Origin of the sequence: Actinomadura macra NBRC 14102, assembly GCF_001552215.1 — a bacterium.
Lineage (GTDB): Bacteria > Actinomycetota > Actinomycetes > Streptosporangiales > Streptosporangiaceae > Spirillospora > Spirillospora macra.
Genome location: NZ_BCQT01000022.1, coordinates 1 through 22,554 on the forward strand (window position 1 = coordinate 1; position 22,554 = coordinate 22,554).

The 22,554-nt window shown below is 67.8% G+C and carries 19 protein-coding genes; 3 read left to right on the forward strand and 16 right to left on the reverse strand.

Annotation, left to right across the window (positions count from 1 at the left end; translation table 11 throughout):
- The first annotated feature begins 11 nt into the window (after positions 1-11).
- From AMA02S_RS32990 to AMA02S_RS33000, 3 genes are all read left to right on the forward strand, one after another.
- Positions 12-971 (forward strand): ABC transporter substrate-binding protein, encoded by a 960-nt coding sequence (locus AMA02S_RS32990; RefSeq protein WP_157430990.1) that lies wholly within the window; start codon positions 12-14, stop codon positions 969-971.
- 8 nt (positions 972-979) lie between these two features.
- Complete coding sequence (locus tag AMA02S_RS43300) at positions 980-1,291, forward strand: hypothetical protein (protein ID WP_067466538.1); 312 nt, start codon at positions 980-982, stop codon at positions 1,289-1,291.
- A gap of 317 nt (positions 1,292-1,608) precedes the next feature.
- Positions 1,609-2,733, forward strand: a complete 1,125-nt coding sequence (locus AMA02S_RS33000; RefSeq protein WP_084265865.1) for an adenosine deaminase — start codon at positions 1,609-1,611, stop codon at positions 2,731-2,733.
- 221 nt (positions 2,734-2,954) lie between these two features.
- Here AMA02S_RS33000 and rpoB read toward each other — a convergent pair whose 3' ends face one another.
- The 16 genes from rpoB to AMA02S_RS33080 all read right to left on the reverse strand — a co-directional run bounded on the left by rpoB (position 2,955) and on the right by AMA02S_RS33080 (position 22,487).
- Positions 2,955-6,431, reverse strand: coding sequence for a DNA-directed RNA polymerase subunit beta (rpoB, locus tag AMA02S_RS33005; protein ID WP_067466544.1), 3,477 nt, complete (start codon positions 6,429-6,431; stop codon positions 2,955-2,957).
- A gap of 414 nt (positions 6,432-6,845) precedes the next feature.
- Positions 6,846-7,910: an Rv1363c family protein gene (locus AMA02S_RS33010; protein ID WP_067466547.1), complete on the reverse strand. Its 1,065-nt coding sequence runs from the start codon at positions 7,908-7,910 to the stop codon at positions 6,846-6,848.
- Positions 7,910-8,401: an Rv1363c family protein gene (locus AMA02S_RS33015; protein ID WP_067466549.1), complete on the reverse strand. Its 492-nt coding sequence runs from the start codon at positions 8,399-8,401 to the stop codon at positions 7,910-7,912. Before AMA02S_RS33015 ends, AMA02S_RS33010 begins: the two co-directional genes overlap by 1 nt.
- 10 nt (positions 8,402-8,411) lie before the next feature.
- Entirely contained in the window at positions 8,412-9,872 is a 1,461-nt protein-coding gene (locus tag AMA02S_RS33020) for an MCE family protein (RefSeq protein WP_067466552.1), read from the reverse strand.
- Entirely contained in the window at positions 9,869-11,212 is a 1,344-nt protein-coding gene (locus AMA02S_RS33025) for an MCE family protein (RefSeq protein ID WP_067466555.1), read from the reverse strand. The genes AMA02S_RS33020 and AMA02S_RS33025 overlap by 4 nt, the downstream gene beginning before the upstream one ends.
- On the reverse strand, positions 11,209-12,486 hold the full coding sequence (locus tag AMA02S_RS33030) for an MCE family protein (RefSeq protein ID WP_084265866.1): 1,278 nt from the start codon (positions 12,484-12,486) through the stop codon (positions 11,209-11,211). The genes AMA02S_RS33025 and AMA02S_RS33030 overlap by 4 nt, the downstream gene beginning before the upstream one ends.
- A gap of 18 nt (positions 12,487-12,504) precedes the next feature.
- Complete coding sequence (locus tag AMA02S_RS33035; RefSeq protein WP_067466558.1) at positions 12,505-13,563, reverse strand: MCE family protein; 1,059 nt, start codon at positions 13,561-13,563, stop codon at positions 12,505-12,507.
- The gene (locus tag AMA02S_RS33040) at positions 13,564-14,595 is read right to left on the reverse strand and encodes an MCE family protein (protein WP_067466560.1); all 1,032 of its coding nucleotides are present in this window, start codon (positions 14,593-14,595) and stop codon (positions 13,564-13,566) included.
- On the reverse strand, positions 14,592-15,896 hold the full coding sequence (locus AMA02S_RS33045) for an MCE family protein (protein WP_245667934.1): 1,305 nt from the start codon (positions 15,894-15,896) through the stop codon (positions 14,592-14,594). The genes AMA02S_RS33040 and AMA02S_RS33045 overlap by 4 nt, the downstream gene beginning before the upstream one ends.
- Positions 15,897-15,903: 7 nt before the next feature.
- Positions 15,904-16,728, reverse strand: coding sequence for an MlaE family ABC transporter permease (locus AMA02S_RS33050; RefSeq protein ID WP_067466563.1), 825 nt, complete (start codon positions 16,726-16,728; stop codon positions 15,904-15,906).
- Complete coding sequence (locus AMA02S_RS33055) at positions 16,728-17,579, reverse strand: MlaE family ABC transporter permease (protein ID WP_245667935.1); 852 nt, start codon at positions 17,577-17,579, stop codon at positions 16,728-16,730. The genes AMA02S_RS33050 and AMA02S_RS33055 overlap by 1 nt, the downstream gene beginning before the upstream one ends.
- The gene (locus AMA02S_RS33060; protein ID WP_067466566.1) at positions 17,579-18,679 is read right to left on the reverse strand and encodes an ABC transporter ATP-binding protein; all 1,101 of its coding nucleotides are present in this window, start codon (positions 18,677-18,679) and stop codon (positions 17,579-17,581) included. Before AMA02S_RS33060 ends, AMA02S_RS33055 begins: the two co-directional genes overlap by 1 nt.
- 584 nt (positions 18,680-19,263) lie before the next feature.
- Entirely contained in the window at positions 19,264-19,656 is a 393-nt protein-coding gene (gene rplL / locus AMA02S_RS33065; protein ID WP_067466569.1) for a 50S ribosomal protein L7/L12, read from the reverse strand.
- A 52-nt stretch (positions 19,657-19,708) separates the two neighbouring features.
- Entirely contained in the window at positions 19,709-20,317 is a 609-nt protein-coding gene (rplJ, locus tag AMA02S_RS33070; RefSeq protein ID WP_067466571.1) for a 50S ribosomal protein L10, read from the reverse strand.
- A gap of 300 nt (positions 20,318-20,617) precedes the next feature.
- Positions 20,618-21,514 (reverse strand): SCO4651 family lipoprotein, encoded by an 897-nt coding sequence (locus AMA02S_RS33075; protein ID WP_067466574.1) that lies wholly within the window; start codon positions 21,512-21,514, stop codon positions 20,618-20,620.
- A 115-nt stretch (positions 21,515-21,629) separates the two neighbouring features.
- The gene (locus AMA02S_RS33080) at positions 21,630-22,487 is read right to left on the reverse strand and encodes an SCO4651 family lipoprotein (RefSeq protein ID WP_067466575.1); all 858 of its coding nucleotides are present in this window, start codon (positions 22,485-22,487) and stop codon (positions 21,630-21,632) included.
- Between the last annotated feature and the right edge of the window lie 67 nt (positions 22,488-22,554).

Here is a 22,554-nt window from a genome sequence, read left to right on the forward strand (position 1 = left end):
CCGGTTCGGCGGTGCCGTGGCTGGCCGGGTGCGGTACCAACGAGGGCACCGGCGCCGCCGGCGGCTCCACAACCGGCCGATTCTCCGTGAAGCTCGGCTGGATCCCGAACTCGGAATACTCCGGCATCTTCCTCGGGACCGAGGACGGTTACTACGCCAAGCAGGGCCTCACCGTGGACGTCCTCCCGGGCGGGCCGAATTCCGCGGTCGTCCCGCTGGTGACGACGAGTCGCGTCAACGTCGGTATCGAGGCGATTCCGGAGAATGTCGCCACCGCCGTTGCCCGTGGCGCGAAGCTGAAGATCGTCGGCGCCGGACTGCAAAAGAGCCCCGAATGCTGGGTCTCACTCGCCAGTAATCCGGTCAAGAATCCGAAGGAGATCGAGGGTAAGAAGCTCGGTATCACGCTGGCCGGTAAGAACACGGCGCTGGTGTTCATGAAGCGTAACGGGGTCGATGTCAGCAAGGTCAAGCTCGTGCCGATCCAGTTCGATCCCGCGCCCCTCGCCGCCCGTGAGGTCGACGCGATCTGGGGGTTCGCCTCAAACCAGCCGGTGTCGCTGGCACTACGCGGGATCAAAACGCACGTGATGCCCCTGGCCGACTTCGGCTTCAACCGAATGCAGAACGTCTTCTTCGTCTCCCAGAAGACCCTGGACGACTCCGCCGCGCGCGAGAGCGCCCGCAAGTTCATGACGGCCAGCAGGCAGGGCTGGGAGGCGGCACTGCGCGATCACAAGCATGCCGCCGACGTGATCATCAAGAACTACGGCGCCAAGCTCGGCCTGAAGCGCGACGAGGAGATCAAAACGCTTGCCGCCTTCGCGCCGTACGTGACCGGCCCGGGTACGGCGTCCAAGGGCCTGTTCTGGATGTCCGACGCGCTGATCGAGCAGACGATCACCGGCCTGTCCAGCATCGGGATCAAGGCCGACAAGTCGCTGTTCACCAACGAGTTGCTCGGGGGGTGAGCCCCGCGATGGCCGAGGAGGGAGCGTTGCCGCAGACCACGGCAACGGGCGGCGGCCCGGCTGGCGCAGACGACGCGGTCACCCACGGCATCGCCGAAGCCGTCCTGCTCTCCGACACCGTGGTCCTGATGTCACCCCGACCCGGAACCATCCTGGACACCATCACCATCGACCTCCCCCGCCCCCGCACCCCCGACATCCTCCACGACACCGCCTTCCACACCCTCTGCGACCAACTCTCCGAAAAACTCTTCACCACAAACGGCGACGGGACCGCGACCGTAAAGGGGCAGGGAGGCGAGGACGGATCGTCGCGGTGACGGTTCGGCTCGCGATAAGGGCGGCACCGCGCAGCGCCGATGATCTGCTCACTGCAGTGGGCCCCGGGCGCAGGGGATCCTACGGCCTGGGCACCTCCATGACCGTCGCGGCGACTCTGCCGGCTACAACTTCGAACGAACACCAGAAAGCAAACAATGCTCAGAGTCATCGTGCCCCATGTCCGTGTGAACGGCGTGGGCGCCCTGCAAGTCGTCACCCTCGCCAACGGGAATATCGTCGCCCGCGCCGGCGTCCGCGTGACCACCGCTGGAGCCGGCTCCAAGCGCGGTATCGGTGCTGGTCCAGGGGTGGCTGGGTGACGAGGTCGTTGGGGGCCAGGCCGGGCGGATTCAACACTCGTCCGACGCTTGAGGACATCCGGCGTGCGCCAAAGGTACTGCTGCACGACCATCTGGACGGCGGCGTACGGCCCGGGACCGTCGCCGATCTGGCGCGGGAGTCCGGGTACGGGGGGCTGCCGACCACGGACCCCGAGGCCTTGCGGGCATGGTTCGCGGAGTCGGCCAACTCAGGGTCGCTGGAACGGTACCTGGAGCCGTTCTCCCATACCTCCAGCGTGATGCAGTCCGTTGAAGCCCTGACGCGGGTCGCCTACGAATGCGCTGAGGATCTTGCGAACGATGGGATCGTCTACGCGGAGGTCCGGTACGCACCCGAGCTGCATCTCCGCGCCGGATTGACGCTGGAGCAGGTCGTCGAGGCCGTCTTGGACGGGTTCGCGCTGGGAAGGCGGGAGTTCGGCATCCGGGTCGGGACGCTCCTCACCGCGAACCGGGACCAGGCACGGAGCACGGAGATCGCGGAGCTGGCCGTCCGGTACCGGGACGACGGCGTCGTCGGGTTCGACATCGCGGGTGCCGAGGCCGGTTACCCGCCGATCAAGCATCTGGACGCGTTCGAGTACCTGCAGCGGGAGAACGCGCACTTCACCATCCACGCGGGCGAGGGGTTCGGCCTCCCCTCCATCTGGCAGGCGATCCAGTGGTGCGGGGCCGACCGGCTCGGCCACGGGGTCCGGATCATCGACGACATCGAGGTGAACAGCGACGAGGCCAGGCTCGGACGCCTTGCCGACTACGTGCGCGACAAACGGATCCCGCTGGAGATGTGCCCCTCCTCCAACGTCCAGACGGGCGCGGCAACGTCGATCGAGGAGCATCCGATCGGGCTGCTGCGCAGGCTGGGCTTCCGCGTCACGGTCAACACCGACAACCGGCTGATGAGCGGGACGACGCTTTCGGAAGAGTTCGCCAAGCTCACCGAGGTGTTCGATTACGACTGGGACGACCTCCAGTGGTTCACGGTGAACGCGATGAAGTCGGCGTTCGTGTCGTTCACCGAGCGGCTCGAACTGATCAACGGGGTGATCAAGCCCGGTTTCGCGCAGCTCAAGTGGCGCGGTGACCGGCCCCTGGCATGATCGGACCGTGACCCTCCGTTCCACACGCGGGGTATCGCGGCCTGCATGTGGCCAACGTTCGGCGCCGCCTCCGACCCTATTCAGCCGGTCGGAGGCGGCGCCTTTTCGTTGGGTTATCTCTGCGCGCGAACGTGCGTCATTGCTTGGCCACCACGCTCAGGCCGTGGGGACCGGCCTAGGCGCTCGCCTTGGCGGATGGCTCCGAGCTAGTCGGTCGTTCCTCAGATGTCCTCGACGTTCATCGCCCCTTCGTTGGGGCGCCGGGACAGGTCGATGCCGAGTTCCTCCGCGGCGCGGAAGACGTCCTCGTCGGTGTCGCGCATCTCGATGGACATGCCGTCGCTGGACAGCACCTCGACGTTGAGGCACAGCGACTGCATCTCCTTGATGAGCACCTTGAAGGACTCGGGAATGCCGGGCTCGGGGATGTTCTCGCCCTTGACGATGGCCTCGTAGACCTTCACGCGGCCAAGGACGTCGTCGGACTTGATGGTCAGCAGCTCCTGGAGGGCGTAGGCGGCGCCGTAGGCCTCCAGTGCCCACACCTCCATCTCACCGAAGCGCTGGCCGCCGAACTGGGCCTTACCGCCGAGCGGCTGCTGGGTGATCATGGAGTACGGGCCGGTCGACCGCGCGTGGATCTTGTCGTCGACCAGGTGGTGCAGCTTGAGGATGTAGATGTAGCCCACGGCGATCGGGTAGGGGAACGGTTCGCCGGACCGGCCGTCGAACAGCCGGGCCTTGCCGCTAGGCATCACCATCCGGTCACCGTCGCGGTTGGCGGTGGTGCTGCCCAGAAGACCGATGATCTCCTCTTCGCTGGCGCCGTCGAAGACCGGGGTGGCGACATTGGTGCGTGGCTCGACGCGGTCGAAGCCCTTCTCGCGCAGCGGTTCGGCCCATTCCTCCGCCACCCCGCTGATGTCCCAGCCCTGGGCGGCGATCCAGCCGAGGTGGGTTTCCAGGACCTGGCCGACGTTCATGCGTCCGGGCACGCCCAGCGGGTTGAGCACGATGTCGACCGGGGTGCCGTCCTCCAGGAACGGCATGTCCTCCACCGGCAGCACCTTGGAGATCACACCCTTGTTACCGTGCCGGCCCGCCAGCTTGTCCCCATCGGTGATCTTGCGCTTCTGCGCCACATACACCCGCACCAGCTCGTTCACACCCGGCGGGAGCTCATCGCCCTCATCGCGGGAGAACACCCGCACACCGATGACCTTGCCCTGCTCACCGTGCGGCACCTTCAACGAGGTGTCACGCACCTCACGGGCCTTCTCACCAAAGATCGCCCGCAGCAGCCGCTCCTCCGGCGTCAGCTCGGTCTCACCCTTGGGCGTGACCTTCCCGACCAGGATGTCACCGGGCACCACATCGGCGCCGATCCGGATGATCCCGCGCTCGTCCAGGTCCGCCAGCACCTCTTCGGAGACGTTGGGGATATCGCGGGTGATCTCCTCAGGCCCCAGCTTGGTGTCACGGGCATCGACCTCGTGCTCCTCGATGTGAATCGAGGACAGCACATCATCCTGCACCAGCCGCTGGGACAAGATGATCGCGTCTTCGTAGTTGTGGCCCTCCCACGGCATGAACGCCACCAGCAGGTTCTTGCCCAGCGCCATCTCACCGTCATCGGTGCACGGCCCATCGGCGATGACCTGCCCCACCTCCACCCGCGAACCCTCGTCCACGATCGGCTTCTGGTTGAAGCAGGTGCCCTGGTTGGAGCGCTTGAACTTGGCCACCCGGTAGGTGGTGCGGGTGCCGTCATCGTTCATCACCGTGACGTAGTCAGCCGACACCTCCTCCACCACACCGGCCTTGTCCGCAGTGATCACATCACCGGCATCGGTCGCGGCCCGGTACTCCATACCGGTCCCCACCAGCGGCGCCTCGCTGCGCAGCAACGGCACCGACTGCCGCTGCATGTTGGAACCCATCAACGCCCGGTTGGCGTCATCGTGCTCCAAGAACGGGATCATCGCCGTGGCCACCGAGGTCATCTGCCGCGCCGAGACATCCATGTACTGGACATCACGCGGCGGGATCAGTTCGACCTCGCCGCCCTTCTTGCGGATCAGGACCTTGTCCTCGACGAAGGTGCCGTCGTCGTTGAGCAGGGAGTTGGCCTGCGCGATGACGTAGCGGTCCTCCTCGTCGGCGGTGAGGTAGTCGATCTGCTCGGTCACCACACCGTCGGTGACCTTGCGGTACGGGGTCTCCACGAACCCGAACGGGTTGACCCGCCCGAACGCCGCCAACGACCCGATCAGCCCGATGTTGGGACCCTCGGGCGTCTCGATCGGGCACATCCGGCCGTAGTGGGACGGGTGCACGTCCCGGACCTCCATGCCCGCCCGCTCACGCGACAGACCACCCGGACCCAGCGCCGACAGGCGACGCTTGTGCGTCAGTCCGGCCAGCGGGTTGGTCTGGTCCATGAACTGGGACAGCTGGCTGGTGCCGAAGAACTCCTTGATGGAGGCCACGACCGGCCGGATGTTGATCAGGGTCTGCGGCGTGATCGCCTCGACGTCCTGAGTGGTCATCCGCTCCCGGACGACCCGCTCCATCCGCGCCAGACCCAACCGGACCTGGTTCTGGATCAGCTCACCCACCGTGCGCAGACGCCGGTTGCCGAAGTGGTCGATGTCATCGACCTCGATCGGCACGGCGACGGCACCGAGGGTGGCCTCCTCCTCGCCGGCGTGCAGGCGGACGAGGTACTCGATCGTGGAGACGATGTCGTCCTCGGTCAGCGTGCCCTGGTTCATGTCCAGGTCGAGACCGAGCTTCTTGTTGATCTTGTATCGGCCGACCTTGGCGACGTCGTACCGCTTGGGATTGAAGTACAGGTTCTCCAGCAGGGTCTGCGCCGACTCACGGGTCGGCGGCTCACCCGGCCGCAGCTTGCGGTAGATGTCCAGCAGCGCATCGTCCTGACCGGAGGTGTGGTCCTTCTCCAGCGTGACGTTGATCGACTCATACGACCCGAAACGCTCACGGATACGCGCCTCGTCCCACCCCAGCGCCTTCAGCAACACCGTCACCGGCTGCTTGCGCTTGCGGTCGATACGCACACCGACGTTGTCGCGCTTGTCGATCTCGAACTCAAGCCAGGCACCCCGCGACGGGATGACCCGGCAGCCGTAGATGTCCTTGTCGGACGCCTTGTCGAGCGCGCGGTCGAAGTAGACGCCGGGCGAACGGACGAGCTGGGAGACGACCACCCGCTCGGTTCCATTGATGATGAAGGTGCCCTTGGGGGTCATGAGCGGGAAGTCGCCCATGAAGACCGTCTGACTCTTGATCTCACCGGTGGTGTTGTTGATGAACTCCGCCGTGACGAACATCGGGGCGGAGTAGGTCATGTCCTTGTCCTTGCACTCCTCGACGGAGTACTTGGGCGGCTCGAACCGGTGATCGCGGAACGAGAGGGACATGGTCCCGGAGAAGTCCTCGATCGGGCTGATCTCTTCGAAGATCTCCTCCAGCCCCGACTGGGTCGGGACGCTCTTACTTCCGGCCTTCTGGGCCGCCTCGACCCGGGCCTTCCACCTCTCGTTGCCCAGCAGCCAGTCAAAGGAGTTGGTCTGCAGAGCAAGGAGGTCCGGGACTTCGAGCGGCTCCTTGATGCGCGCGAAGGAGACGCGGTTCGGACCGGTTGCGGTATTCGAGGCGTTGCGCGAGGCTGCCAAGAGTGGTCCTTCCGAGGGCTCGCGGCGTAACTGACGACACGCACGCCAGACGATCCACGTCCAAGACCCGCGCTTCAGGGTCCAAAACAGACCCCGGGCGGGGGAGCTCTCACACGTGGATAGTCAGAGGGCAGCGCAAAGGGGCAGTGTAGCCGACCACCACACCGCTCGCAACTCTACGCCCGCAGTATGCATCACAGTTGCCTTGGAGCATCGCCCCTCAGGGCCTTGTAGTCAAGAGCGGACTTGGACTTTTCGGGCTCTGACCTGCAGTGAGGAACGCCATAGTTTAAGATCCCGTCACCTACCCGTTGGTAAGCCGGGAAAGGGGACGGAACGACCCCCTGGAGGGGTCTCGTCCCGCCGGGATCGGAACTGCTCAGACAGGGTTTTCCGGCGGCCGACCGGGGGTCTCTAGGAGATCACCGTGAGCTCCGACGCGAGCCACTTCCCGTCGACCTTGACCATGGTCATCTTGATCCGCAACGGCTCGGGCAGCCGCTGCTCCTTGTCGGAACTGGTGGCCGCCGACCGGTTGGCGTACACCAGCGCCACCACCTTGCCCGGGGAGGCGCTCACGGCCCCCGCCTTCATCACGGTGGTGGTGGAGACGGCCTGCTGACGCGGGGCGAGGGTCTTGAGGGTCTCGGCGAGCTTGTCGAACTGCTCGCGCAGCCTGCCCGTCGTCATCGCCGAGCCGGCCTTCAGGTCGCTGTCGAGGCTCCGGTAGTCGTAGGACGACAGCGCCTGCGCGGCACGGGACGCGGCGAACACTCCCTCCCGGGACGCGGTCTCGGTCGCCTTCTGCTCGCGCACCTTCATCGCCAGCGCCGTCGTCCCGCCCCCGAGCGCCAGGGCGAGCACCACCAGGACGGCGATGAGCGTCCGGTTCCGCAGCGCCCCGGACCGCCGGACCGAGTCGTCGTCCTCATCGCCGCGCACCTTCTCGGCCTTGGCGAACCGTCTGGGCTTGGGCTTCTCGACGGCTTCGGCCTCGTCGGCCTCCCCCGTCTCGCCGGGCTCCCCCGTCTCGTCTGCCTCGTCCACTTCATCCGCTTCGGCGGTGGGCGTGTCGGCCTGGACGGACTCCTCGCGCTTCGGCGACTTCCGCTCGACGTCGCCCCCGGGAGCGGAGATGGCCTCCGAACCGGCCGAGGCGGCTGCTGCGCCTTCTTCGCCTTCGGAGGGGCTTTGGGGAACCTTCAGGCCGGACTCGCGCTTCTCCGTTGCTTTCACGGCCTCGGCGTCAGGTTCGGCGTCCGAGGCGACGTCGGACTCAGCGTCGGACTCGACATCCGTGGGCGGCCCGGCGGCGGCCTCGGCTTCAGCCTCCGCGGCGGCCTCCGCCGCGGCTTCGGCGGCGGCCTCCGCGGCGGCGATCTCGGCCAGCCGGGCGGCTTCGCGGGCCCTCTCGGCGGCCTCCTCGGCGAGCCGAGCGGCCTCCTCCGCCTTCGTGGGCTGCTTGGCGGTCTTGCGCATTACGGGACCACCTCCAGGTTGGACACCAGCCACCGGTCGCCGACCCGTGTGAGGTCCATCAGGTACCTGTACGCACGCGGGGCGCCTTCCTTGACCTTGGCGTTGGTGACGGTGCCGTTCAGGGACACCATCACCTCGGCGGAGTCACCGTCGATGGACACCACGGCGGCGTCCACCTCGCTGACGGTGGACTTGGCGCCGGTCTTGGCGAGCTGGTCCAGCAGCGACTTGGTCTGGGATCCCAGCGTGTTCTTCAGGTCGCCGGTGGTGCCCGCGACGATCCGATCGATGTCGCGCTGGGCGGTCTTGTTGTCGAGGGTCAGCAGGTTGACGCCCATCTGCCGCGCCGTCTGGAGGGCCTTGGCCCTCTGGTCGGCGTCGTCCTTCTTCTGCAGGGTGAGGACGCCGAGCCAGGCGGTGGCGACGATCAGCCCGACCACGACGACGCTCAGCGCGATCGTGGCGATCGGGGTCCAGGGGAGGCGTCTCATCGGCCCGGCCTCACTGGCTCAACGGTCCGAGCAGGAGCCACTTCCACGACGCTTCCTCTCCCAACTGGCGCGTCCCGGCACTGCGGGGCATGACGTAGCGCTTGCCGTCGGGCCCGTAGACGGCGCCCGTCGATGGATCGTATCCAGCGAATTCGACTGAATCGGCCGGATAGGACAGGTAGAGACGCCCATCCGCGAGTTGCCCGGTCGGCTCGGCCGCGGACTGTTGTGTGCCCTTGGAGCCGCCGGTTCCCTTGGCCTCGGAGCCGCCCTTGCCCTTCGTCCCGTACGCGCCGCCTTGCGGGAACCCGGCACCGCTGGTGGCGCCGGGGGGCACCTGCGGGTAAGGCGTGATGGCGTCGCGCGGGAAGTTGCGGGCACCGCGCACGGCGCTCGGCGAGTTGTGGGCGTCCTTGCAGCCGACGTTCAGCGCGGGATCCCTTTCGGACGTGTCCTGGGGCCAGCGGGGCTTGGTCTTCTCGTAGCCCTTCGTGCACGGGGGCGGCGAGTCGATGTTCAGGGCGAGACCCAGGTGCTGGGTTCCGTCCCCCGGCGTGACAGTGAACGCTCCGGCGACCGTCACCGGGTACAGGATGAACAGCGACCGCAGCCCGGCCTTGCGGGACGAGATGATCTGACCGGTCGTGGTGAGGTTGGCCAGCAGGACGGGCAGCGTCGGCGCCAGCTGGTTGATCGCCTTGTGGGTCTCGTCCACCGCGCCGGGCGCGTTGGTGATGGTCTGGCGCAGCGCCGGATCGTCCTTGCGGATCGAGGTGGTCAGCTCGTTCAGGTTGCGGGCGAAGCCTCGGATGTTGGCGCCCTGGGAGCGCTGCGTGCCGAGGACCGTCACGCTGTTGTCCAGCAGCTTCTTGGTGTCCGGGTAGGCCCGGTCGGCGGTCTTCAGCAGCCGGTCGGTGTCGTCCAGGATGGACTGGAGGTCCGCAGCGGAGCCGGTGAACGCCTTGTCCAGCTCGTCCACGATCGTGCCGAGGTCCCGGGTGTCCACCGACCCGACCAGCGAGTCGACATTGCGCAGCAGCTCGGCGGTGGAGACCGGCAGCCTGGTCAGCCGGCGCGGGATCGTGTAGGCAGCGCCCTGGTCCAGGTAGGGGCCGCTGTTCTTGCTGGGCTGGAGGTCGATGTACTGCTCGCCGACCGCGGACCGGTTGGCCACGATGGCGGACGTGCCCTCGCGCGGGATCCGTTTCCCGCGCTCCAGCAGCAGCTTGACCCGGATGCCGTCCTTGGTCAGCTCGATCGGGCCGACTCTGCCGACGGGCACGCCGCGGTAGGTGACCTCGGCGTTGGTGAACACGCCGCCGGAGTCGGTGAGGTCGACGTAGGCGGTGTACTGCTTGCCGAGGACCCCCCGCCCGATCCCGATGTAGTTCACCGACACGATCGTCACGCCGATGACCGTGATGAGCGCGAAGGCGATCAGCTGGAGCTTGACACCGCGCTTGAGGATCACGAGAGACCTCCCGTCATCAGGGTCTGGAGGTCGCCCGACCCGGGCCCGAGCGCCCCTGGACGGCCTTGTGCGCTGCCACCTTCGGGCAGTCCGGGCAGTCCGGGCAGTCCGCCGCCGGAGCCCGATCCCGGCGTCCCGGTCCCGGGCGTGCCGGTGCCGGGCGTGCCAGTGCCGGGCGAGCCGCCCGGCGACTGCGGCAGCACGCCGAGCGGCGGCTGCGGCAGCGTCACGTTCGGCACCTGGAGCATGTCGCGCATCTGCCGGCCGCTGCCGAGCAGGCCCTCCAGGTCGGTGCCGCCGAGCAGGTTCCGGGCGATGGACTCGAAGTCCAGGTCGATGGTCAGCCGGACGTTGCCGTAGTCGCCCTCGATGACGTTCCCGAACGTCGCGGGGAACGGGAAGGTGATCAGTGTCTCCAGCGACTTCGGCAGGTCCGAGCCGGCCTTGTTGAGGTTGCGCAGGATCGTGTCGAGATCGCGCAGGTTCGCCACCATGTCGGCGTGCGACCGCCGGATCACGCCGGTCGTGGTGCGGCTGAGCTTGTCGAGCGCGACGAGCATCCGGGTGAGGTCGGCGCGGTTGCGGTTGAGGACGGTGATCGCCGGTCCGGTCCTGTCGATCGTGTCGGTGATCGTCTTGCGCTCGGCGGAGAGCTTGCCCGTCAGCCGGTCGATGCTGTCCAGCGCGCGGGTGATCGCGGCGCGGTTGCGGTCCAGGGTGCCGGTGAAGGTGTCGAGCCGGTGCAGCACCGACCTGATCGTGGCCTCCCGTCCGCCCATCGCGGCCTGGAGTTCGTGGCTGATCGTGGCGACCTGCTCGATGCCGCCGCCGTTCAGCAGCAGCGACATCGCCGACAGCACCTCCTCGATCTCGGTGGTGCGGCTGGTGCGCGCGAGCGGGATCAGGTCGCCCGAGCCGAGCTCGCCGGTGGCGGGCTGGTTCGCGGGCGGCGCCAGCGCCACGTACTTCTCGCCGAGCAGGCTGGTCTGCCCGATCGTCGCGGTGGCGTTGTCGGGGAGCCGGACGTCCCGGCGCACCTTGACGGTGACGACGGCGTGCCAGCCGCCCGTCCCGCCGGCGAGGTCGATCTTCTCGACCTTGCCGACCGAGACGTCGTTGACCTTGACGACCGACTGCGGGACGAGGTCCAGCACGTTCGCGAACTCGATCTTGACGGTCCGGGGGTCGGAGCCGAGGTCGGGGCCGCCGGGCAGCGGGAGGGTGTCCACGCCGCCGAACGAGCAGCCCGATAGCGCCGCCGCGCCCGCGACCGCGACCGCGCCGAACAGCCGCGCGCGACGTCCGGCGCTGTGTCCGGCGCTGGGCCGTGTCCTGGTCATCGGCCACCTCCGGGCAGCAGCGAGGTGATGTCCTGGGGCTTGTGCTGGTTCCGCGGCTGTCGCGTTGCGGCGCCGTTTCCAGATGCGCCCTTGCCGGACGCGCCCTTGCCGCCGGGCCCGTAGGCGTCCGGCGGGATCGGCACCGGGTCGTAGTGCGTGGTCAGCGCGGTGATCCAGGACAGGTCCAGGCTGAGGCCCGTGAGCGCCTTCCCGATCCCGTTGTAGGGCCGGACAAAGTCCAGGCACTGCTTCGCCGGCGTCCCGACCGAGTAGGCCAGCGAGCAGATCCAGTCGGCCAGATCGTGAAACTGGCGCAGGTCGGCCCGGTTGTGGATGGTGCCGCTGAGCGGGTCGTAGGCGCGCGCCAGGTTGTTGATGGCGAGCGGCCCGACTTCGAGCAGCTCGGCGAAGGCGTCCTTCTCCTTGACGAGCACACCGGTGATCTGCGCGAGCTGCCGGACCGACGCCGACAGCTCGCCGCGGTTGTCCTTGATGAACCGCTGCACGTTCCGCAGCGTCGGGGCGAGGGTGTTGAGCGCCGCGCTCAGCTCCTCCTTCTCCCCCGCGAGCTGTCCCGAGACCCCGTTCAGGTGCCCGGTGAACGACTTGATCTGCTGGTCGTTCGCCGTCATCGCGTCGGTGATGATTCGCAGGTTCCGGATCGTGTCGGCGACGTCGCCGCGGTCGGTGCTGAGCGTGCTGAGCATCTTGGACGTGTCGCCGATCGTCTGCCGGATGCTCTCGCCCTGGCCCTCCAGGTTGTCGGCACCGACCTTCAGCAGCCGCGACAGCGAGCCCGTGCCGTCGGTCCCGGGGGCGTTGGCGCCCTGTGGTCCGAGCGCCTTGGTGAGGTCGTTCAGGCTGCCGCCGATCTCGTCCACCTCGACCGGGACCGCGGTGCGGCTGACGGTCAGCGTCGCGCCGTCGGCCAGCACCGGGCCGCCCTTGTAGACGGGGGTGAGCTGGATATAGCGGTCGGCGACGAGCGTCTGGTTGACGATGACGGCCTGCGCGTCGGCGGGGACCTTGTACTTCGCGTCGTACTTCAGCTCGACCCTGACCGCGTCTCCGACCGGCGTCACCTTCGTGACCCTGCCGACCGGGATGCCGAGGATGCGCACGTCGGCGCCCTTGTACAGACCCACGGTCTTGGTGAAGTACGCGGTCATGTGGCGCTGCTCCGGCTTCTGGAGCAGCAGCATCAGCGCGGCGGCCAGCACCGCGACGGTGATGATCGCGCCGCCGAGGCGAAGGACGGTTGCGGAGTTACGCACGGGTGACCTGCCTGCTGCTCACGGGAGGAAGGGCAACGGGTTGTCGCTCTGATTGCCGGACTGGCCGCCCTTCTGCTGACCGCCGTTCGGGCTGTTCTGGCCGCCCTGGGGCGGGTTCTGGATAGAGGCGGGGATCGGGAGGAGGTTCTGGATGTAGGAGTCGAACCAGCGTCCCGTCCCGGTGACGTCGGCGAACTGGCGGGCGAACGGCGCGAACAGCTGGAGGATCCGGTCGAGGTTGTCCTGGTTCTTCAGCAGGACCCCGTTGACCTTCTGGAGGTTGTCCAGCATCGGTCGCAGCTGCCCCTCGTTCTCTTTGATCAGGGCGTTCACCTGCTGGGAGAGCGTGACCGTGTTGATCAGGAGTTGGTGGATGACGGCGCGGCGGGCCTGCACGGCCTGGAGCACCTTGTCGCCGTCCTGGATGAGCTTGGCGAAGTCCTGGTTGCGGTCGGCGAGCAGCTGCGAGACGTCCTTGGCCTTGCCCGCCAGCTCGTGCAGCTGGTCGTCGCGGGAGGCGATGGTGGTGGACAGCCGGCGCAGCCCCTGCAGCGACGCCCGGATCTCGTCCGGCGAGTTCTCGAAGGTCTGCGAGAGCACGTCGAACGACGTCGCGAGCTGCCGATAGTCGATCTTGCTGACCCGCCGGCTCAGCTCGCTGATCGCCGGGACGACCTCGAACGGCGTGTGCGTCCGCTCGATCGGGATGTTGCGGCCGAGCCGTCCCGTCCCGCGCGGGTTGAGGGACAGGAAGTGCGCGCCGAGCACCGTCTTGATCTTGATGTCGGCTTCGGTACGGTCGCCGAGCCGCACCCCGTCGTCCACCCGGAAGGTGACCTTGACGTGGTCGCCGTCGAGTTCGAGGCCGGTGACCTTGCCGACCTTGACGCCCGCGATGCGGACCTCCTCGTCGGTCTTCAGGCCGGCCGCCTCCTTGAACGAGGCGGTGTGCGTCCTGCCGCCGGACACCAGCGGGATGCTGTCGAGGTTCATCGCCACCGCCAGCGCCACGATGATGATCGCGAATCCGACGAGGCCGATGGGGACCGGGTTGCGCTCCCGGAAGGGGACCCTCATCTACTTGCACCTCGCGTTCTCGTTCACGATCGCCGGTGTCTGGAAGACCGGTCCGCCCGGTAGCCGCACCTTCGCGTCGAGTCCGCAGATGTACATGTTGAACCAGGAGCCGTAGGACGAGATGTTGACGAGCTTCTGCAGCCTGTCCGGGGTCCGCTTGAGGCCCGTGTCGAGCGCGCCGCTGTTGGCGTCCAGCGTCCCGGTGAGCTGCCGCAGCCCGGCGATGTCGTCCTTGAGGTCGGGCCGGACGTCCTTGAGCAGTCCCTGCGTGGTGCCGGTCAGGTCGTTGATCGCCGCGACCGAGTCGAAGATCGCCTGCCGGTCCCGCGACACCCCGCCGACGAATCCGCGCAGGTCGGTGATCAGCTGGTTGACCTCGTCATGCCGCTCGTCGATCGTGCCGAGGACGGCGTTCAGGTTGTCGATCACCCGCCCGATGACCTTGTCGCGATCGGCGAGGGTGGTGGTCAGGGACGCCACGTGCGCGAGCAGGCTGTTGACCGTCCCGCCCTCGCCCTGGAGGGTCTGGACGATCTGGAAGGCCAGCTTGTTGACGTCGTCCGGCTCCAGTGCCCGAAACAGCGGCCGGAACCCGTTGAACAGGGCCGTCAGGTCCAGCGCGGGTTTCGTCTGGCCGACCGGGATCGTGCCGCCCGGCCGCAGGTAGTCGTTGGCGCCGCCGGGCCCGTCGGTCAGCGCGAGGTACCGCTGACCCATCAGGTTCCGGTAGCGGACGTGCACCTGCGTGGACGCTGGGAGCCCCGCCTGGAACACCCCGCCCTTCTGGACGCTGAACGTCACCTCGGCCTGGTTCCCGTGGTACAGCCTGATCTTCTGGACCTGGCCGACCCGGACGCCCGCGACGCGCACGTCGTCCTTGTCGAGCAGCCCGGCCACATCGGTGAAGATCGCCTTGTAGCTGCGCGTCTCCCCGAAGTGGACGTTGGAGATCGTCATCGCCAGCACGCCGGTGACCAGCGAGGTGAGGACCACGAAGATCCCCAGCTTGACGGCGGCGCTCGTCGTTCTCATCTGACCGTCACCACCGAACCGCGCATGAGCGGCGCGAACATCAGCTGTGCCACGTCGGAGACCTCGTCGGCCGGGGTCCGCGTCATCGGGCCCACCACGTTCTTGATCTGCTCGTTCTCGCTCATCGAGCCCGGGTCGACGAACACGTTCGACAGGGCCCGGCCGCGGTTCCCGCTCCCGCCGTTCGGGGGATCGGGGTTCTTCCACCACAGGTCGTCCTGGGTGCCGTCCAGAGCCAGGTAGTCGGGGAACGGGACCTTCGGGTTCGGCAGGTTGTAGCAGCGCGGGTTGCGCTGGTCCTTGGCCTCCGGCAGGTCCAGCGGGTACTTGTACGCCGGGCGCGGCTTGACGATCTCGATCGTCAGGTTGAAGGTCGTGGAGCCGTTACCGCCGGCCACCCGTTCCGCCTCCGGCTTCAGCTTCATCATCCCGGCGAACACGCACGGCAGCGACGGCGAGTAGCGAGCGATCAGTTCGAGGCCGTCCCGGTTCGCGATGTTGAAGCCGATGATCTTCGGGCCGTTCTGGCGCATGAACGTGTTCCCGTCCGTCGCCAGCCCGGTGACCGCCGGGATGAGCTGCTCGATCGTCGCCTTCTTGGCGGTGATGGTCTTGCTGGTCACGTTCAGGTTGCGCAGCGTCTGGAGCAGGTCCGGTGCCGCCGCGGCGTAGATGTCCGACACGTCCGAGAGGGCGTGCAGATCGTGCACCAGCGTGCCGAGCTCCGGATTGATCTTCCTCAGCAGCTCGTCGGCCTGCTCCAGGTTGCGCCCGAGCTGGTCACCGCGGCCCTGCAACGCGGTGGCCAGGGCGTTCAGCGTCGTGTTCAGCTGCGCCGGCTTCACCACCTGGAGCAGGGGCAGCAGGTCGTCCAGGACCTTGCCGATCTCGACGGCGGCCTGGGAGCGGTCCTGCTGGATCACCTGGCCCTTACGCAGCCCGGCCGGGCCCGGCTGCTCCGGGATCTCCAGGTCGACGTACTTCTCGCCGAACAGCGTCTTCGGCAGCAGCCGCGCCTGCACATTGTTCGGGATCAGCCTGGCCTTATCCGGATCGAGCGCCAGGTGCAGCGTCGCCCCGTCCGCGGTCGCCTTCGTGCTCCGCACCTCGCCGACGATCAGGCCGCGGACCTTGACGTCCGAGCGCGGCAGCAGTTGCAGCCCGGCGCGCTCCGCGGCGACCTCCACCTTCACGACGGGCGTGAGCGCCTTGTTGAACAGCGCGACCGTGAGCGCCAGCAGCAGCGCGATCACCACGAGCATCGACAGCCCGAGCAGCCGGTACCGGATGTGCTCCTTCACCGCGCCCTCACCCCGCGATCCGGACGGACGTGGTGGCGCCCCAGATGGCCATGCCGAGCAGCAGGTCCGCCACGTTGATCACGACGATGCTGGTGCGGACGGCGCGGCCGACCGCGACGCCGACGCCCGCGGGGCCGCCGCTCGCGTGGTAGCCGTAGTAGCAGTGGATCAGCATCACCAGCACCGAGAAGACGATCACTTTGCCGAACGACCACAGGATGTCGTTCGGCGGCAGGAACAGATGGAAGTAGTGGTCGTAGGTGCCGGTCGACTGCCCGTAGAACAGCGTCACGATCAGCCGCGTCGCACCGTAGGAGGCGAGCAGGCCCACGATGTACAGCGGGATGACCGCGATCATCCCGGCGATCATCCGGGTGGTGACGAGGAAGGGCATCGACGGGACCGCCATGACCTCCAACGCGTCGATCTCGTCGGAGATCCGCATCGCGCCGAGCTGCGCGGTGAACCCGCAGCCGACCGTCGCCGACAGCGCCAGCGCCGACACCAGCGGCGCGATCTCGCGCGTGTTGAAGTACGACGCGACGAACCCGGTGAACGCGGCGGTACCGATCTGGTTCAGGGACTCATAGCCCTGGAGGCCCACCTGGCTGCCGGTGAAGAACGTCATGAAGCCGACGATCACCACCGAGCCGCCGATCACCGCGAGCCCGCCGGTGCCGAGGCTGACCTCGGCCAGCAGCCGCAGCACCTCGGTGCGGTAGCGGCGCAGCACCCGGAACGTCCACGCGAACGCCCGCAGGTAGAACGAGAGCTGATGCCCGAAGTCGTCCAGCCGCTGGAAGGGGGCGCCGAACGCGCGCTTACCCGCCATCACATCCCCTTCGAGGGGACGAACTGGAAGTACAGGGTGGAGATCAGGAAGTTCTCCAGGAAGAGCAGCATGAAGGTGATGACGACGGTCTGGTTCACCGCGTCGCCCACGCCCTTGGGGCCGCCCTTGGCGTTCAGGCCCTTGTAGGCCGCGACCAGGCCGGCGGTGATGCCGAACACGAACGCCTTGAACTCGGCCTGGAGCAGGTCGGGCAGCTGCGCGATGGCGTTGAACGAGGCGAGGTAGGCGCCGGGCGTGCCGTCCTGGAGCATCACGTTGAAGAAGTAGCCGCCCATCAGGCCGACCACCGACACCAGCCCGTTCAGGAAGATCGCGACGAACGCGCAGGCCAGCATCCGCGGCACCACCAGACGGTGCAGCGGGTTGATGCCGAGCACCTCCATGGCGTCGATCTCCTCGCGGATCTTCCGCGAACCGATGTCGGCGCACATGGCCGAGCCGGCGGCGCCGGCGACCAGCAGCGAGGTGACCAGCGGGCTCGCCTCGCGGACGATCGCGACCACCGCGGTCGCGCCGGTGTAGGACTGCGCGCCGAGCTGCCGGATCAGCCCGCCGACCTGAAGCGACAGCACGCCGCCGAACGGGATCGCGACCAGCATCGTCGGGACGACGGTGACGCTGACGATGAACCACGCCTGCTCGATGAACTCGCGCCACTGGAACGGCCACCGGAACATCGCGCGGAAGGTGTCCAGGCACAGGGCGAAGAACCGGCCCGGTTCCTTGATCATGACGTTCGTCGCGCCGTCCCCGACCCTGCGGAACACGCCGGAGGAGCCTTCCTCCTTCCCGGCCTCTCGCTGGTCCGCACCGACACCAGGAGTGGACATCAGTACCCTGCACCCGCCCCGGGCCGTCCAGGCGGCGGGTTGCCCGGGAAGTGGCCACCGGGCGTACCGGGCGGCGGCGCGCCGGGGCCGCTCGGGACGGACCCGCCGACGGGCGCCATGGACGCCACGTACCGCGGCCACTCCTCAACCCAGTTGCGGCCCAGGTCGTCGACGAACGAACCGGGCGGCGGGGTGACACCGTGCGCGGCGCACCAGGCGCCGGGGGCGTGCTGGCCCGGACGGATCCGGCCGTCGCTGGTCATGAGCTGCGGCGGGATCGGGGGGAGCTTGCCGGGGTCGTGGCCGAGCTTGGCCTCGGCCTCCAGCTCCGACAGGTCCTTCTCCTCCGACATGCCGATCGGGCCGACCGTGCGGGCGTTGAGGAACTGCCGGACGACGGGCTCCTCGCTGGACAGCAGCATCTCGCGCGGCCCGAACATCACCAGCTCGCGCAGGAACAGCAGACCGATGTTGTCCGGGACGGTCCGGGCGGTGTTGATGTCGTGGGTGACGATCAGGAACGTCGCGCCGATCTCGGCGTTGAGGTCGACCATCGTCTGGTTCAGCAGGGCGGTGCGGACGGGGTCCAGGCCGGAGTCGGGCTCGTCCACCAGCAGGATCTCGGGGTCCAGGACGAGCGCGCGGGCCAGCCCGGCGCGCTTTTTCATGCCACCGGAGATCTCGCCGGGCAGCTTCTTCTCGGCGCCCACCAGCCCGACCAGTTCGAGCTTCTCCATGACGATCCGCTTGACCTCGGACTCGGACTTGCGGGTGTGCTCGCGCAGCGGGAAGGCGACATTGTCGAACAGGTTCATCGAGCCGAACAGGGCGCCGTCCTGGAACAGCACGCCGAACAGTTTGCGGGTGTCGTAGAGCTTGGACTCCGGCAGGTACGGCAGGTCCCGGTCACCGATCCAGATGTGGCCGCGGTCCGGCTTGAGCAGGCCGACCAGCGACTTCAGGAACACCGACTTACCGGTGCCGGAGGGACCGAGAAGGACGGAGATCTCTCCCGCGGGCACGGTCAGCGACACGTCCTGCCAGATGGTCTGGCGGCCGAAGGACTTGGTCAGACCCTCGACCCTGATCTCGACGCCCACTCGTCACCTTTCGTCCAGGCCGGGGGAACTCCCGAACCAATGAGCGAGTAGCACTCAGGCTCTTTGCTGTCGTCGCACTCCGTCGTCACACCGCGTGTCCGCCCACTTGCTACCGCTCGGTAGCTGTGACGGGTTCCACTACCGTAGCGGCCCCTCGTCCAAATGGAAGAGGTTCGGTCCGAGATCAGCCGCAAAATGTGACGTTGTAAGACAATCGTTATTTACGTCACCTGTGCGACGAGTGATCCGAGAACCAGCACCTCAGCCGGGTGATGAGGACGCGTGGCGGGCTTCGCCGGTGACTGCGCGGCCGGGTGTGGCCGCAGCGCCACGAGGGGACGCTACGCCGCGCGTCGAGATCCACACAACCCGTTCCGGCGCACGCTTTCGCGCTGGGGTTTATCACTCCCGCACAGGAGGACGCCCCCGCCGGCCGGCCCCGGCGCCCCCTCGACGATCAGCCGACCCTGTGCCGTGACCAGGCACAACGCAAAGAGGCGGCCACCCCGTGGTGGGGTGACCGCCTCCTCGACGAGCGATGGAGCCCGCGTGTACCGCGAACGCTCCGAAGCTCTGGAGCCGTCCTACTTGACGGTGACCGAAGCGCCGGCCTTCTCCAGGGCCTCCTTGGCCTTCTCGGCCGTTTCCTTGTTGACCTTCTCCAGCAGCGGCTTCGGCGCACCGTCCACCAGGTCCTTGGCCTCCTTGAGGCCGAGGCTCGTCAGCGCGCGAACCTCCTTGATGACCTGGATCTTCTTGTCGCCGGCACCCTCAAGGATGACGTCGAACTCGTCCTGGACGGCGGCCTCCTCGGCACCGCCGGCGCCACCCGCCGCGGGGGCGGCGGCCACGGCCGCGACCGGGGCGGCGGCCTTGACGTCGAAGACCTCTTCGAATTCCTTCAGGAACCCGGACAGCTCAAGGAGGGTCATCTCCTTGAACGCGTCGAGCAGCTCGTCCGTGCTGAGCTTCGCCATGATGTTTCCTCCGCTATGGCTAAAACTGGGGTGTTAGGGGAACCGCGGGTGCCTATTCGGCGGGAGCCGTGTCGGCGTTCGCCTCGGCGGCCGGGGCCGCGTCGGCGCCCGGCGCGTCGGCCGGTGCCTCGGCGGTCTCGCCGGCGGCCTCGCGCTTGACGCGCAGGGCCTCGACCAGCTGCGCGGCCTGCGTCGGCAGGGCGTTGAACAGGGCGGCCGCGTTGGCCATGGAGCCCTTCATCGCCCCCGCCAGCTTCGCGAGGAGAACCTCGCGAGACTCAAGGTCCGCGAGCTTGGCGACCTCGGAGGCGTCCATCGGCTGACCGTCGATGAAGCCGCCCTTGATCACCAGCAGCGGATTCGCCTTGGCGAAGTCACGCAGGCCCTTGGCGGCCTCGACCACGTCGCCCTTGACGAACGCGATGGCCGACGGGCCTTCGAGCAGCTCACTGAACCGCTCGTCGACACCGGCCTCGCCCGCCGCGCGCTTGGTCAGCGTGTTCTTCACCACGGCGAACCTGGCGTTCTCGCCGAGATTGGTGCGCAGCTCCTTGAGCTGCGCCACCGTGAGCCCGCGGTACTCGGTCAGCACGGCGCCGCTGGAGCTCTCGAACTCGTTCTTGAGCTCGGCGACCGCCGCGGCCTTTTCGGCCTTGGCCATGGGGCCTCCTTCCGATTACCTGGGGAAGCCGCCGGGGCGAAAAGCTCCAGAAAAGCAGGAACGCCCCGGCGCAGGCGCACGGGGCGTGGCACGACACGGAGGTCATGCGGAAGCTCTCGTCTCACCTACGCGGGCCGCCCGAATCTCTTCGGGTCCTTCGGTCACCTCGCGGGAGGTGACGACCGGCGGTCTTCGGCAGGAAACAGAGTACGTGCTCGCCGTCGCCTTTCCAAATCGGCGGACGGAACGCGAAGGGCCGCGCCTTCACGGCGCGGCCCCCTCATCGTGCGAACGTGCGGGTCAGGTTCCCATCGGGGGCCGCAGAGCGCCGCTGAGGTTCTTCATCAGCGCACCGAAGTCGGCCACCTGATCCGCGGGCGGGGCGCTGACCTGCACCGGCTTCCCGAAGTCGTGGTAGCTCATCGTCAGGTTCATCGTGCCGTCGGACGTCTGTCCCGACTTCATGGACATCTTCCGGGGGAGCTGCTGGTCGTCCACCCACAGGTCGAAGGCCATGGCGTCCGTACCGAGCCTGCCGGAGTTCTTGCGCAACTGCTGCTGCTGTTCGGCCGGAAGCTTGGAGAGGGCGTCCTCCAGCCGGTAGGTGCCGGTGTAGTGCGTCGTCTGCACGCCGTTCACGGTCTCCTTGCCGACCTCGCGGACGTCCTTGGACGCGGTCAGCATTTTCGTGTTCTGCACCGGATCCATCTGCTGGGACTGCTGTAGCAACTGGTCGATGCTCATGCCCGACTTCTTGCCCAGCTCGTCCAGCGAGATCTTGATCCACGGCTTCGCCGCGGCGCCGCCGCCACCGAACTGCGACAGCGCGGGGACCTTCATGTACATGGTTCGGCCCACCAGCACCTGCTTCATGCCGGGCATCGACTGGCCGCCCACCGACATCTGCTCGAAGTCCATGCTGTAGGCCAGGTCGGGCTTCGTGCGGTACTGCATCGTGCCCGACATCGACACGTTGCCCACCGCGGCCGGTCCCCCGGTCATCTGCATCGACAGGTCGGCCCTGAACGAGTCGGTTCGACCCGTCTTCTCGGCCGTCCTGCCGAGCACCTGCGCGGCGGAGAGCCGGATGTTCTTGCCGGCCTCGTCCACCTTGGTGCCGGCGTCCCCGAGACAACCGGTGAGGGTGAGGGCGAGACCGGTGGCCACCGCCGTGCCCGCGGCGATGCGACGGATCATTCTGGGAGTCTCCTTGGTCTGGTGTGGGTGCCCGAGCGCTGCGGCCGGACGTTCCTTGGACGCACGGGAGACTAGCGGGGTTCGTTTCGCCGCGAGATGCCGGTGTGGCGGAAGATCAGTTCCCGCCGAGGAACGATCCCAGCGAGAGCTGCCCGACCTGGTCCGACGGCGGCGGGTTCACGCTGAACGACTTGCCGTAGTCGCTGTAGAGCACGGTCACCGAGCCGCTGTCGCCCTGTGTGCCGGTGGCCTTGGAGACCAGCTTGCGCGGCAGGTTGTCGCCGTCCGTCCACAGATCGAAGTTGATCTTCCCGTTGGCGCTGTCCTTCGGCAGCCACTTGCTGATCTTCGCCCGCGCCGGCGCGTCGAGCCGGTTCAGCGCGTCCTGGACGGTCACCGTGCCGGCGTAGTGCGTGGTCTTCACGCCGTCGACCGTCTCGGTGCCGACCCTGCGGGCGTCCTTGGAGCCGGTGAACATCTTCGTCTGCCCTGCCGGATCGACGTTCTGCACCTGGTTGACGAGATCCTGGACGTCGAGCCCGGTGCCCTTCGCGGCCTGGTTCACATCGATCTTCACCCACGGCTTCCCGCCGCTGACGAACTGCGCGAGCTGCGGGACCTTCGCGTACAACGTGTTGTCGGTGAAGATCGCCTGTCCCTTCGCGCCCGGGACGGACTGCCCGCCGTGGCTGAACTCGTCCAGCTTCGCGCTGAACTTCAGCGTGGGCCGCAGCCGGAACTGCCCGTTCGCGTGGACCTTCCCGCCGCCGGAGCCCGTGCTCGTCACGGTGAGGTCGGCCTTGAACGTGTCGGCCTGTCCCGTCTTCTGGGACGACTTCAGCAGCGCCTCGTTGGCGCTGAGCTTCATGTTTTCGGTCGCGCCGGTGCCCGACCCGTCCCCGTTACACCCGGACAGCACGAGTGCTGCGCCGACTGCGGTACCACCCGCCGCCACCACGATTCGTCGGTTCATGGGGGTTGGAGCCTCCTTTGTCGCCCTGTTGGTGTCCCCAGTCTCGCCGGGTGCTAACGGCGCTACA